The following is a 12,539-nucleotide window of genomic DNA, read 5'->3' on the forward strand; positions in this document are numbered from 1 at the left end:
GGCTATAGTTTCATCTGCAGGGTCACGTAGAGACCGCGTCCATCGGAAGGAAGAATGCCGGGGCCGGGGTAACCCGTGGCCCGGCGGGTGAAATAAGCCCGATTGGCGAGGTTGTTCAAACTACCCTCCAGCCGAAACCGGCTGAACTGATACGACAGGCTGGCGTCCATGATCGAGTACGCCGGAATCAGCCCGATCACGGCCGAAACACCCCCTTCGCGGGAGTTGGTCGCGTCAGAAAACTGGTCCGACAGATAGGTGTACTGAAACGAAGCTTTCAGGTTTTTGTAACCGACCCGCACGCCACTTTTCAGGTTTACATTGGGTACAAACTCAACCTGATTGCCAACGACTCCGGCAATTTCGCTGGCTTTATAAGTCGAATGGATCAGGGCGACGTTGGCAAACAAGACGCCACTCAGGTTTGTGTTCGCCGGGTTGGCTATCCGTAAGAGATCGGCTTCGGCGTAGGATTCCAGGCCCATGATAACGGCCTGCCCGATGTTGCCCCGTCGGCGGAGAACCCGGTCGTTGGCATCGTAGAATTGTACCTCACCGATGCGGTTGTTGTAGTTCAGATAGAACGCGCTGACATCGAAGTTGTACAGCGTGGTTTGCGTGCTGCGAATACCCAGATCGGCAGAATACCCTTTTTCGTCCTGCAAATTGGGGTCGATTACCGACGATGGGTTGGCAATCCGCATATCGCTGAAGGTAATGGAGCGGTAATTCTGTGAAATATTACCGTATAAGTCGAGCTGCGAAGTGGGTTTATAGCTAATGCCCAGGCCGCCAATCACAAACTGGCGTCCGTTGGTCCGGACTTCGTTGGTGCGGGTAGCATCGATGATATTCCCCGCCAGGTCGCGGGTAACGGTGCCGTAAAACCCATCGGCTGTAGTGTGAATGTATTCGAAGCGTACGCCGGGGGTAATGGATAATTTCTCGCCCACGTACAGGATATTTTCGGCAAAGAGCGACACATTCCGGTTAGGAAACTGGTAATCCGATGCAATCCCCTGATCCGTATCTGTAAAGGTAAAGTTCGCATCTTTACCCGTGCTGCCCAGCCATTGAATGCTGTGGTTGTAGCCATGGTAATAGCGCGTTCCCACCAGTAGAACAGCCTGCTGCTTGCCCACATTGTACCGTTTCAGATACCGCGCTTCGGCCCCGTAATTCTGGAAATCACCCTTTATCAGATCCCGCTCGCTGTTGTCATCGACGCTGGCCACACGGTTTGGCCGGAACCCGAGTGAATACCGATAGGCGTACAACCCAAAGACCCGTACATTGACTTCGTTGTTGGCGTTGATCTTATGGTCGAAATGCAGGGCGGGCATCGTCCAGTTTACCTTGAACCAGTTGCGCTCGCGGTTGCTTTGCCGGGGATCTTCCCGAAACATGGCGTCGGTCAGACCACCCGGCTGCTGGGCCAGATAGCTCATCTGGGTGATGTCGAACCCCACCGATGTCTTTTCCGAAAACCGATAGTCGATGTCGGCGAAGGCCGTGTAGTTGGTAAAGTGAGAATTAGGTCGCCAGCCATCGCCTTTCTTGTACTGAAAAAACGTGTAGTAGCTCAGCTTTCCCACCGTGCCGCTGGCGCTGGTAAAGGCGTTGTAGAACCCGAAAGAGCCAATCGTTTGCCGGGCCACTAACTCAAACTTGCGGTCGGCAACGGGCTTTCGCATGACAAAGTTGAGCAACCCGCCAAACTGGGTACCGTACTGGAGCGAAGCGGCTCCCCGTACAATCTGAATCCGGCCAACGGCTTCAATGGGGGGGGTGTAATAACTTTCGGGATAACCCAGCGCGTCGGCACTAATGTCGTAGCCATTCTGGCGGACGTTAAAATTGGAGCTTCGGTTGGGGTCGAGGCCGCGCCCGCCGATGCTGAGTTGCAGCCCGGCGCCTTCGTTCTCCCAGATATTTAATCCTGCCACCCGCGCGTAGATCTGCCGGGCGTTGTTGGTCGATAAATTAGCCACAAGCTGCTCCGGAATGATCACTTCGGATTTCTTGCCTTCGTAAATCCCCATGCCTTCAACCCCCCGCATACGCGTAAATCCGAAGTCCGATTGCCTATCGGTTACGGTCACCTCGTTCAGCGTTTCGAGCCGACTAGCCAGGTAAATTCGCACAAATTGATTCCGGTCGGCAAGTTTTACGGTCTGCGTAGCGGCTTTAAAATCGGGGCTGCTGGTGTTCAGGATGTACGTACCGTTTGGCAGATTGGAAAAGGTAAACTGACCCAGGCTATCCGTTTGGGCCGTGCGGTTACCATTGTTCAGGTAAATCGTGCAGCTTTTCACCGCCGAACTATCCTGCCGGGATTGCACCGTACCCGAGAGTTGATACTGGGCGAGGGCGGTCGTTGAGCAGAGAAGAAAGAGGGCAAAGCCCGCCGATTTAAAAACCGTAAATGTTGTCATTGAACGAAGTGATCCACGCTTTGTGGGTAAATGAGTCCTGCTGGTTGGCCAGGTTAGTGTTTTGGTCGACCAGGGGTTTGCCAAGGCGACCGTTGAGGGCTACGTAGGAGTCTACATAGACCGCCGGTTGCTGAAAACCATGGGTTGAATAATAATCCCGTAACAGATGCGCGTATTGCAGCAGCATATCGGGCTGGGTAGCCATCATTTTTTCCTGAAGGGGCGTCAGAAATTCGGTGTTGTTCACAATTGTCCGGTGCCCCAGATGGTCTTTCACCGTAAACTGCGCGTAACCCGCTTTCTCCATCAGCATAACCCGCCACGAAAACCGGTAGCCCTGTTCTGTCCAGAACAATTCTCCCGGATACAGGAGGTAGCGAAACGGAAAGAGAAGCTGAAACAGAAAGAAAAAGGCAAACAGTACCCGAATGGCCGAGGTGATCAGTGGCGGGTACGTATACGTTCGCTGGCTGATCAGGAAAGCTATGGGTATGGACAATATCCGGCTGATGGCCCGCAGGAGGGCCAGATGAAACGGAGCCGAAAAGAAAAGGAGCGCCGTCACAATCATGATATACGGAAACATACCGATGGGAAACAGCCATGCCGTTAACCCATGAAATACCACAACGGCCATGTATGCCCAGGGCCGGGTTTTGCTGTTCCAGAGTAAAAAGGGAATGCTTAGATCGTACAAACAGCCGAACCAGCTAAAAACCAGAGGCACCCAGGCATAATTGAACAGGAATCCAACGACAGGCACATCATTGTGAGCGGGTAGCCAGATGCGCAGGGGTAACCCATGCAGAAGCCAGTCGCTGTTGACTTTAGCCAGACCGGCAAACACGTAAAGAATGGCCACCAGCAGTTTCAGCGAATCGAGCTGCCAGGCGGGAAGCTGACCGGCCCGCAAGTGGGGACGGCGGTAGGCATCTACGGAAAAGTACGCGTGAGCGGGCAGAAAGATCAGCAGCAGGCAAACCATACTCGTGAAATAGTAATGGTTGAGGTAGGTGCTTTTGTCAATCAACTCGATGTACGTGAAACTCAGGAACAGGAGTACACTAGCAACCCGGTAAAACAGCCCTGCCGCTACAAGCAGCGCCGAAAGGCCACAAATCGCAAAGAGAAGGTAGGTGTACTGACCCAGCGGCTTCACGAACTCGAACCCATAGAACGGGAAGAAGAAGCGAGGCTGGATGTACAGTTCCGCAATCCACCCCTTACTCCAGAAACGGACAATGCTCCCAAAGAGCATTAGTCCGAACAGGAGTCTGAAGACAGCCAGCGGTGCTGCCGACGTGGTTTTACGAAAATAGTGCTGCATGAGTGGGGTAGACCGTATCCTTTACTTAGTCCCCGTCGTTGTCCGTATACGTAATGGTGATGCTCATGGCGGTAGTCATGTCGACCTTGAGCATACGAACGGCTTTTTGCATCTGCGTGTAAGCGAGAACAACGGCGTTACCATTGGTCCTGATTTCGTCGGTCAGATTGGGTTTCAGCGTATTGAGCTGCTGATTTACGGCGTCGAACTGCTTATTGATAATGTCGACCAGCGACGTACCCGTGCTGCTGTCTTTCGCACCGAGCGAGTTAAGGTACGTTTTCAGACCCGGCCCTTCCTGACCCGTTTTCACACTTTTCCCGTTGAAGAAGTCCACCGAGGCCTGATGAGCCGTTTTGGCCAGTGTCAGCGACAGGTCTTTTTTGTAGTACGCTTCAACCTTGTCGGGGGCGGCTGTGCCGTTGGTCATGGCACCCGACGGGATTCCCAGCTTGCCGGAACGAATGTAGCGCTCGTAATTAAGAACAAACCCGTTTACGAGTTTGGACGTCGAGCAGCCCGCATTCAGGGCGGTGCAGTTGATGAACGTGTCCCGATAGCCGCCCGTTGTCCAGGCCGTGTACACAGTTGTGAACTGGGTATTCATCTGGCCCGTCAGCCGCTTCAGGTAAGCAATTCGTTTGGCGGCATCGGCGGCCGTTGTGTACCGGGCAACAATGGCGTCGTCTGTGGTGCCGAGGCCGTTGATGAGGTAATCCAGCGCCGGGAAGCCCTGTTTTGGGTAAGAGAGCGGTACGTCGAACGTGCCGGAACCCGCCGAAATATACTCTTCGATACCGGTCACGTTGGCCGGATAGATGTTGAAGAAGTTACGAAGCGTGTTCTGTTCCGCCGGACCTACATCGAACAGCTCAACTTTTTGCCATTCGGTATAGGCGTCTACCCAGGCTTGCCGCAGCGCTGTAAGCGATGCATTGTCTGGTTTGGCCGCAAACGCGTCCGACTTCGTCAGCATGATATCAAACTTCGTCTTGAAATTCGTATAGCTGGGCACAATGATGTTGTCGGCCAGGTTGGTCAGCATGGCTTTCCGGTCGCTGCCTGCCTGATCGGTTGGTGGGGCTGGTGTTGGCGTATCAGAACTACTACCCGAGCAAGCCCATAGTGCGCTGACAAAGGCGCAGATGAATCCGATTTGTTTCCACTTACTGTTCATCATGAGTTAAAATGGAGACAGAGCAATGTTAGTCACACTGCTCTGTATTAAGTAAAAAGATGTAGTTTGTTAACTAAACCGGGATATTGAACTTGGTTCTGATGGCCGAAGAAGCTGCATCAATTTTAGCATTCGTTAATCCCCAGAATCCATTGGGAGCGGAGATCAGACCCGCCAGAACAGCATCTGAGAAGGCCGCATCGGCCTTATTCAGCTTGGCATACCGAAGGGAATAGATGAAGCCGAGACCTTCGCCAATGGCGTGGGCCGCAGCGGCAGTATTGGTTCCGGCGGTTTTCCATTTTCCCAGATAGCCCAGAGCTGCATTGGCAATGGCCTTTTCCATCGCCAGGTGAATGAAGGCGGCCTGTTCTTTCAACGTTTTGGTGTCATTATTGACAATGGCCGCCCGACCTTTCAGCAAGGCCGTATGAATTTTCGGGAAGTCTTCTTTATTGTACTCCCACAGGTAAGAACCGATAAAGCTCTCGCCCGATGAGGTAGCTGTCGCTTTGCCGCCATACACTGGATTAGCCGTCAGGATGCCGTAAATCTCATCCCAGTTTTGCTCAAGCTGCGTGTACTTTTTTCCGGCTACCAGCGTGGTGTTGTCCAGCGATAGATTTTTGTCGCTCAGGAGAACATTGCCAATGTAGTCGACCTGAAAAGCACCAATAAGGCCTTTCTGAATGATCTGACCCCATTCGATCCCCTGCTCGTCGACCAGATACGTGCCTAATTTGCCGGCTTTCCCTTCCGACGCTACGGCCGCTACGGACTGGCTGGCGGTGGCAATTTTCGGGAAACCTGCTTCGATCGTTGCCCGCTCTTTCTCCGCATCCGTTGCCGATAAAGACGAAGCCGTTACATTGCGAAGCTGGATCCCCGAGCTATTCAGGCCTGTATTGGCCGTACCCGAAAAGGGGCTGCCGGTATTCGAGAACATGTTCTTCAGTACGTTGGCATCCAGCGTTGCTCCCGTACCTACCGCTGTACCGTTGTACGTATTGATCGCCCGGAACATCAGCAGGCGGGTAGCGCCCGTAGTTAAATCGACAGTTTTAGCGCCGTCGTTGTCCACAAAAAACGAAGCGTAGGTCGTCGTATCAGTCAATTTTCCGTAATCAACAGTTTTACGGAGTTGGGGCGTAACGGTCGTTGGATCGTCATTGTCCGTGCAAGCCGATAAGCTGACGGCTAAGAATAAAACCGGTACAACGTGAGTAAGTAGTAAACGAGGCTTTAACATGTATTGAATAGCTAATGTAGAATTCGTGGCAAAGTTATATATTATTTAGACTAATTATAGAATGCTATTTGGAATAGTTTAAAATAAACAGGTAAGCTATTGGTTATCAATAGTGTACGTACTAAAATTATAGCTTCTTTTTAAGGCAATTTTTCAGGGGATATAGGTTATTTTTAGTTAATAAATAGTTGATTATGTGGTATTTTATTTATCATATTGCTATATTTGGCTTGTTATTCGACTTTGTTAGCTAAAATCAGCGAAAAAAAGTCACTTTAGTTAGGGGCTATGCTTTTAACCTAAAGTAAGTCCTGTACACCGTAAACAGTCGGTGAAGTCTACTCAACGAACGCAACCATCCAACGCTTTACTTCAATCTTTTTTGCGATGGCTTTCCATTCGCCTTCGGCTTTGCGCTATACCGATGCGCCTGCCGTTTGGGTCGTTGATGACGATGAGGACGACCGACTTTTTATTAGTTCTGCTTTCGAAGATACAGAACGGCCCATCAGTGTGATAACACTTACTGATGGCGATCAGCTATTGCCCGAGCTGGCTAGCTGCAAGCGCCTGCCTCAGTTGATTTTGCTGGATATAAATATGAATCGGCAAAATGGCTTCGATACCCTGACGCAGCTCCGCAACACGCCTACATTTGCCCATTTGCCCGTTGTGATGTTTTCCACCTCGTCGGACAACACCGACCGTCAGCGAAGTCTGGCGTTAGGGGCTAATCAGTTTATGACCAAACCCGCCAATTACAACCAGCTTGTTTCGGTGGTAAGGGGATTGGCCGATACATGGGCATTTGCCTAACCGCCTTCCTGTACCCTAACTTTCCCGGTTCCTACTGAACCAACACAAGCCCATATCCGATTCTAAGCGTATGACTTCATCATTACGTCTGGAATTGCGTACGCACATCACAGATGACCGCCCGGTGTTTGTGTCGGGTAATTTTTGTGACTGGTATCCCGATCTGGACCGCTTTCAGATGCAGCCTGTAGCGCCGGGTCAGTTTGTGTATTCGTTTCCGGAGGGCATTGAGCTGCCGGAAACACTGGAATATAAATACACGCGGGGTAGCTGGGACCATGTAGAACTGGGCGCTTCGGGTGAGGGCGTTACGAATCGGAGGGTAGCCGCTTCCGATTCGGTAAAGCAGGATTATGTACCTCACTGGCGGTGGTTCGGTATGCCGTTCAATCCGGAGCTGTTGCCAAAAATACAACTCCTGGGCGACACCTTCGAGTCTCCCCAACTGGGGGCTGTCCGCCGGGTTCATGTGCTGCTCCCGCACGATTACGAGACTTCAGAGAAACAGTATCCCGTTCTGTATTTACACGACGGCCAGAATCTGTTTGGTGGTGGCGCTGGTTTCGGAAGCTGGGAAGTCGATCAGAAAATGGCCCTGCTGGCCGCCCGGAATCACCACGAGGTAATCCTGGTATCTATCGACCACGCCAATGATGACCGTATTCGGGAGTTCACCTTTACCCGCACCCGCGCCGGTCAGGGGCGTGGTAAATACTACCTGGATTTTATCCTCCAAACTATAAAACCCCTCGTCGACAAGCGGTTTCGAACCTTGCCCGATGCGGCCCATACCGGCGTTGGCGGTAGTTCGCTGGGTGGGTTGATCAGTATTTATGCGGGCCTGCTGCACCCCGATGTGTTTGGCCGACTGATGGTTTTCTCGCCTTCGCTCTGGATTTCCCCTAAGATCTATTTCGACGCCATTCGCTTTCAAGCCCCCGTACCCATGAAAATATATGCATATGGTGGTGAGCAGAAGTCGGTGTACATGGTGCCGAATATCCAGCGCTTCAACGAATCACTGGTCCGCCAGCATTACGGGGGGCATTCGATCGACATCCACGTATCGGTCGATCCCACTGGCACTCACCAGGAAGCGCACTGGAGCCGGGAGTTCCCTAAGGCCGTAGAATGGCTTTTTTATTGAGTTTCTGCCTGGAATATGTATCATTAACTGAAGTTATAGGAGGAGGTATGGCCGATGCAGCGAAGTCATTAAGCGTTATGTGTCCATGACTGGTAAGAAGAGATTAATCTTAGTAAGTATAGTTGCTGCTGGACTAACATCATATTACTTAAACCCTCTTTCGTCAACCGGGTGGGCTGAACGAATCAGTGGTTTGCACATTGACAATAGCGCTAAAACCCTCAAATTCATGAATGGTAACTCTGTTTTTTGGGGAGGAGAGATAATTTGTGGGGAGTTCGAAATACAAAAGGATCAACAGCAAACTTTGTCAGCAGATGCCACTCAAAATGATTATGTGTATGCTGATAGCTTGGGAGCAGTTAGAGAATTAGCATTAGTTATGCAGAGTGGCTGTTCTTGCCATGCCAACTCAGGGCTTAGAAATCACAAAGGCTACTTCAAAGTATTCAGTTCAACGGCAAAAGAGTTACAGTTTTCGGCCTTTGACATAGATACAGGAAAACTCTATGTTTTTAAAAGCAAGGCGTCTGATGTATTCTAATCAATTCTAGAAGGTAAATCCTGTTCCCTGCCAATACAGATTAAGAGGAAGTAATTATGAATATCACTTTAACGACACAGTCGCCGGAGGCCGGTGATCTGATCATTCCTGTTCTGCAATCCGATTCGCTGGCCGATCAGTTGACTGGCCTTGCCCCAACGCTGGGCTTGTCGGCTGAGGTGCTGCAACGCGACTTTAAGGCGGAAGCCAAAGAAGTGCTGACCGTGTATGGCCAGAATGGGCAAAAGATACACTTGTTAGGGCTCGGAAACGACCCGCAGGAAATGGATTGGCTTCGACTATTCCGCAAATTTTTCTTTGACCAGAAAAGTAAATTCCCGGCAGCGCTAACTATCGACCTCATTTCCTTTAATGGGAGCGTAGTCGCCGGTGTTGTTCTGGGCGTTCGGGGGGGCGGGTACGACCTGAAACTGTACCAGACCGATAAACCCGAAACGCCGGTTTTTTATACCGCTGCCGGGGCCTTGGCGCTTCAGGTGAACCCCGACCAGCACACAGCCGCGCAGGAAGCTCTGACCCGTGCGGAGGCTATTGCCCATACCCAACTGCAAATGTTGGATCTGATGAATGCGCCTGCCAACTACAAAAAACCGCAAACGCTGGCCGATTGGGCCGTTGCATCCGGCAATCAGTTCGCGTACAGCGTAACGGTGCTCGATAAAGCCGAACTCGAACGGCAGAAGCTGGGGGCGCTGCTCAGCGTGAGTCAGGGGAGTGATGTGCCGCCGGTGCTGATTATTGCCGAATATAAGCCGGAAGGGGTCGAAAATCCCCGAAAAGTTGGACTGGTGGGCAAGGGCGTTACCTTCGATACGGGCGGGGTGTCCATCAAGACGTCGTCCAATATGCACCTCATGAAAAGCGATATGGGCGGGGCTGCGGCTGTGCTCGGTACGGTGGAGGTGGCCGCTAAACTGAAACTGCCCATTCACGTGATCGGCATTGTCCCGTCTACCGAAAACTCGACCGACGGCCGCTCGACCAAACCCGGCGATGTGGTGACGGCCTATTCCGGCAAGACTATCGAAATCATTGACACCGATGCCGAAGGCCGCGTTATTCTGGCCGACGGACTGGGCTATATGGTACGCAATTACCAGCCCGACGTGCTCATCGACCTCGCTACGCTGACCGGTAGTGTAATTGCCACGCTGGGCTACCATGCGGCTGGCTTATTTACACCCAATGATGAGTTAGCCGCTGCACTCACGAAGGCCGCCAACCAGACGGGCGAAAAACTCTGGCGATTGCCAGTGTGGGATGCGTATACCGAAGACATAAAATCGGATGTGGCCGATGTCAAAAACTACAGCGGTAAGCCCGTCGCCGGAGCCATCAGTGCAGCCAAATTTCTGGAAGTATTTTCGGAGAAACATCCGGCCTGGGCGCATCTTGACATTGCCGGTATGGCTTTCGCCGATACGGAGTTTGGGTCGCAAAAGAACGCTACCGGTTTTGGTATTCGACTGTTAATCGCCTACTTACAGTTGATTCTTGCAGAAAAGGAGTAAGAAAATTCGTTGTTTGGCTATTTGGCCGTATCTTTTTTCGCTGAACACAGTTTACTACTTCGTCCCGCCGACCGGGGATGATGGCCCTGTAACGTTTTCAAAAACGTTACAGGGTTAAAACTAAACCTGAACCATCGACAGTATGAATCAACTTTCTTTTCTGTGCATCGCTACGTTCTTCAAAGGACAGGATTTTATGAAAGCCTGTAAAGAGTTGGGAAATACGGTTTACCTGTTGACCGACCAGAAACTTGCCAATGAAGCGTGGCCCCGCGAGTCCATTGATGAATTTTTTTTCCTGCCATCGCCCAGTAACGCCCCCGACGTGCTGGACCAGATGGTTATGGGACTGGCTCATGCAATGCGCTCCCGACGAATCGACCGGGTAGTCGCCCTGGATGATTTCGATGTAGAGAAAGGAGCCCTCATCCGCGAAACCTTCCGTATCGACGGGATGGGCCAAACGACCTCGCGCTATTTCCGGGATAAACTGGCGATGCGAACGCGTGCCTTTGCCGCCGGCATTCGGGTGCCTGCCTTCTGCTCACTTTTCCACGATGAAACGGTTACGGCATTTTTGCAGACCACCGAAGCCCCTTGGCTCATAAAACCCCGTTCGGAAGCGTCGGCTACGGGTATTCGGAAAGTGCATTCGCTGGATGAAGCCTGGTCCGCCATTCATTTGCTGGGCGATAACCGGCATAATTACCTCATTGAAGAGTTTAAACCGGGAACCGTCTACCACGTCGATTCGCTATCCGTCGATGGCAAAGCGGTGTTTACACGGGTGAGTCAATACCTGGCGACGCCTATGGAAGTATCGCACGGGGGTGGGGTTTTTCGAACGGTGACCTTACCGCTCGATACTCCCGAAACCGACGCGTTGCGGCAGATTAATGATCAGGTATTGTCGGCCTTTGGTATGCGCTATAGTGCCTCGCACTCCGAGTACATCCGGGGCGATCACGACGGAGAACTGTATTTTCTGGAAACGGCCTCGCGCGTGGGTGGCGCTCACATTGCCGAGATGGTAGAGGCTGCCTCAGGTGTGAACCTCTGGCGCGAATGGGCCAAGCTCGAAACGGCCATCGCCCGTAAAGAGCATTACCTGCCCCCGGTTGATAGCGGTCGCCATGCAGGATTGATTGTCTCGCTCGCCCGCCAGCAATGGCCCGATCTTTCGGTGTTCAACGATCCGGAAATCTTCTGGCGCATCAACCGCGAATACCACGTTGGATTAATTACTCAGTCCGACGATCGAAGCCGTATTCAAACCTTGCTGGACGGCTACATGCACCGCATCTACGCTGAATTCCACGCATCCGCGCCCTTACCCGACAAGCCAACGAGTTAACGACGCCGTGCCAGATTGCCTGACGCCAAACCCCGCCCAACTCTTTGCCTGGACCGGGTAACGGTTTGGTGACCCAAGGGGATGGCCCGACATGACTAAAAACATCTCGTGCCTACGGCACTTAACCTATTGGTGGCCAAACCCAGAAAATCCATTATTTACATTGGTCAGTGCTTACACGAAGGGCGGCAGACTTGCATGAGTCGTTTCAACCTCATCAATTAGTTGTTGGATAAGGCGCTGCTGGTCCGGCGGGAGGCTGTTGACCGATGCCGTAAGAGAGTTTTTTACTTGCTGCCACTGGTCGGGTTTGAGAATGAACAGTTCGGTTGTAAAGTCAACCATCAATGGGGTTACCAAACCGGCAGAGGCTGTTTCGGGGGGTAGGCGATCAATGGCAAGGGTAGGCTTCAGCGCCTTTATCAGTTGCTGGGCTAACTCATTACGAACATACTGATCCAGCGTATGATGGGGAATTCGCCCCTCCGTATCGGCTCTTTTTAAGGTAGTTATGGCTTTATAGTTCATTCGCTTTGGTTAACGGAAGTTTATAAAATCCGGATAGGTTTCTTGTTTTCATCCAGCGCCACGAACGTAAACGTACCGTGAATAGCCTGGTGCCGCTCCATTGAATACATCTCCTCCACGTAAATTTCGACAGCAATCCGAATGCTGGTATTGCCAACGTGCTCAACCCGGCCAACCAGTTCGATAATGGTTCCGGCCGGAATGGATTTGGTAAAATTGATCTTGTCGGATGATACCGTTACCATACGTTTTCGGGAGAAACGGGTTGCCGTGATGAAAGCCACTTCGTCCATCAGTTGCAGTGCCGTACCCCCAAACAGGGTATCGTAATGATTGGTCGTGCCGGGGAAAACAGCTTTGAAGATTCGGGTTTCAGCCGCCAGAATTCGTTCAGCCTGTGAACGTGTGTGGTCAATTGACATTGTATTCG

General features: G+C 51.8%; 11 protein-coding genes. 5 read left to right on the forward strand and 6 right to left on the reverse strand.

What is annotated here, in order from left to right; all coding sequences use genetic code 11:
• Positions 1-2: 2 nt before the first annotated feature.
• The 4 genes from ACYVJM_RS13465 to ACYVJM_RS13480 form a co-directional block, all read right to left on the reverse strand.
• On the reverse strand, positions 3-2,435 hold the full coding sequence (locus ACYVJM_RS13465) for a TonB-dependent receptor domain-containing protein (RefSeq protein WP_461148764.1): 2,433 nt from the start codon (positions 2,433-2,435) through the stop codon (positions 3-5).
• Entirely contained in the window at positions 2,413-3,762 is a 1,350-nt protein-coding gene (locus ACYVJM_RS13470) for an HTTM domain-containing protein (RefSeq protein WP_461148765.1), read from the reverse strand. The genes ACYVJM_RS13465 and ACYVJM_RS13470 overlap by 23 nt, the downstream gene beginning before the upstream one ends.
• Before the next feature lie 25 nt (positions 3,763-3,787).
• A complete protein-coding gene (locus ACYVJM_RS13475) occupies positions 3,788-4,942 on the reverse strand; it encodes an imelysin family protein (protein ID WP_461148766.1) in 1,155 nt (384 codons plus the stop codon).
• Between the two features lie 70 nt (positions 4,943-5,012).
• Positions 5,013-6,188 (reverse strand): DUF4856 domain-containing protein, encoded by a 1,176-nt coding sequence (locus ACYVJM_RS13480; protein WP_461148767.1) that lies wholly within the window; start codon positions 6,186-6,188, stop codon positions 5,013-5,015.
• A 387-nt stretch (positions 6,189-6,575) separates the two neighbouring features.
• Here ACYVJM_RS13480 and ACYVJM_RS13485 point away from each other — a divergent pair, with 387 nt between their 5' ends.
• The 5 genes from ACYVJM_RS13485 to ACYVJM_RS13505 all read left to right on the forward strand — a co-directional run bounded on the left by ACYVJM_RS13485 (position 6,576) and on the right by ACYVJM_RS13505 (position 11,581).
• Positions 6,576-7,004 carry a response regulator gene (locus tag ACYVJM_RS13485; RefSeq protein ID WP_461148768.1) on the forward strand — a complete coding sequence of 143 codons (429 nt, stop codon included), beginning with the start codon at positions 6,576-6,578 and terminating at the stop codon, positions 7,002-7,004.
• Between the two features lie 70 nt (positions 7,005-7,074).
• Positions 7,075-8,151: an alpha/beta hydrolase gene (locus ACYVJM_RS13490; protein WP_461148769.1), complete on the forward strand. Its 1,077-nt coding sequence runs from the start codon at positions 7,075-7,077 to the stop codon at positions 8,149-8,151.
• Positions 8,152-8,380: 229 nt separating this feature from the next.
• The gene (locus tag ACYVJM_RS13495) at positions 8,381-8,695 is read left to right on the forward strand and encodes a hypothetical protein (RefSeq protein WP_461148770.1); all 315 of its coding nucleotides are present in this window, start codon (positions 8,381-8,383) and stop codon (positions 8,693-8,695) included.
• A 56-nt stretch (positions 8,696-8,751) separates the two neighbouring features.
• Complete coding sequence (locus ACYVJM_RS13500; protein WP_461148771.1) at positions 8,752-10,227, forward strand: leucyl aminopeptidase family protein; 1,476 nt, start codon at positions 8,752-8,754, stop codon at positions 10,225-10,227.
• Positions 10,228-10,369: 142 nt separating this feature from the next.
• The gene (locus ACYVJM_RS13505) at positions 10,370-11,581 is read left to right on the forward strand and encodes an ATP-grasp domain-containing protein (protein WP_461148772.1); all 1,212 of its coding nucleotides are present in this window, start codon (positions 10,370-10,372) and stop codon (positions 11,579-11,581) included.
• A gap of 174 nt (positions 11,582-11,755) precedes the next feature.
• Here ACYVJM_RS13505 and ACYVJM_RS13510 read toward each other — a convergent pair whose 3' ends face one another.
• Positions 11,756-12,109 (reverse strand): hypothetical protein, encoded by a 354-nt coding sequence (locus tag ACYVJM_RS13510; RefSeq protein ID WP_461148773.1) that lies wholly within the window; start codon positions 12,107-12,109, stop codon positions 11,756-11,758.
• 20 nt (positions 12,110-12,129) lie between these two features.
• Positions 12,130-12,531, reverse strand: a complete 402-nt coding sequence (locus ACYVJM_RS13515; protein ID WP_461148774.1) for an acyl-CoA thioesterase — start codon at positions 12,529-12,531, stop codon at positions 12,130-12,132.
• Positions 12,532-12,539 lie beyond the last annotated feature (8 nt).

The organism is Spirosoma pulveris (assembly GCF_054781875.1).

Coding starts and splice junctions, on each gene's coding strand:
- ACYVJM_RS13465 (WP_461148764.1), bottom strand. CDS start 2,435: ATGACAACATTTACGGTTTTTAAATCGGCGGGCTTTGCCCTCTTTCTT.
- ACYVJM_RS13470 (WP_461148765.1), bottom strand. CDS start 3,762: ATGCAGCACTATTTTCGTAAAACCACGTCGGCAGCACCGCTGGCTGTC.
- ACYVJM_RS13475 (WP_461148766.1), bottom strand. CDS start 4,942: ATGATGAACAGTAAGTGGAAACAAATCGGATTCATCTGCGCCTTTGTC.
- ACYVJM_RS13480 (WP_461148767.1), bottom strand. CDS start 6,188: ATGTTAAAGCCTCGTTTACTACTTACTCACGTTGTACCGGTTTTATTC.
- ACYVJM_RS13485 (WP_461148768.1), top strand. CDS start 6,576: ATGGCTTTCCATTCGCCTTCGGCTTTGCGCTATACCGATGCGCCTGCC.
- ACYVJM_RS13490 (WP_461148769.1), top strand. CDS start 7,075: ATGACTTCATCATTACGTCTGGAATTGCGTACGCACATCACAGATGAC.
- ACYVJM_RS13495 (WP_461148770.1), top strand. CDS start 8,381: ATGAATGGTAACTCTGTTTTTTGGGGAGGAGAGATAATTTGTGGGGAG.
- ACYVJM_RS13500 (WP_461148771.1), top strand. CDS start 8,752: ATGAATATCACTTTAACGACACAGTCGCCGGAGGCCGGTGATCTGATC.
- ACYVJM_RS13505 (WP_461148772.1), top strand. CDS start 10,370: ATGAATCAACTTTCTTTTCTGTGCATCGCTACGTTCTTCAAAGGACAG.
- ACYVJM_RS13510 (WP_461148773.1), bottom strand. CDS start 12,109: ATGAACTATAAAGCCATAACTACCTTAAAAAGAGCCGATACGGAGGGG.
- ACYVJM_RS13515 (WP_461148774.1), bottom strand. CDS start 12,531: ATGTCAATTGACCACACACGTTCACAGGCTGAACGAATTCTGGCGGCT.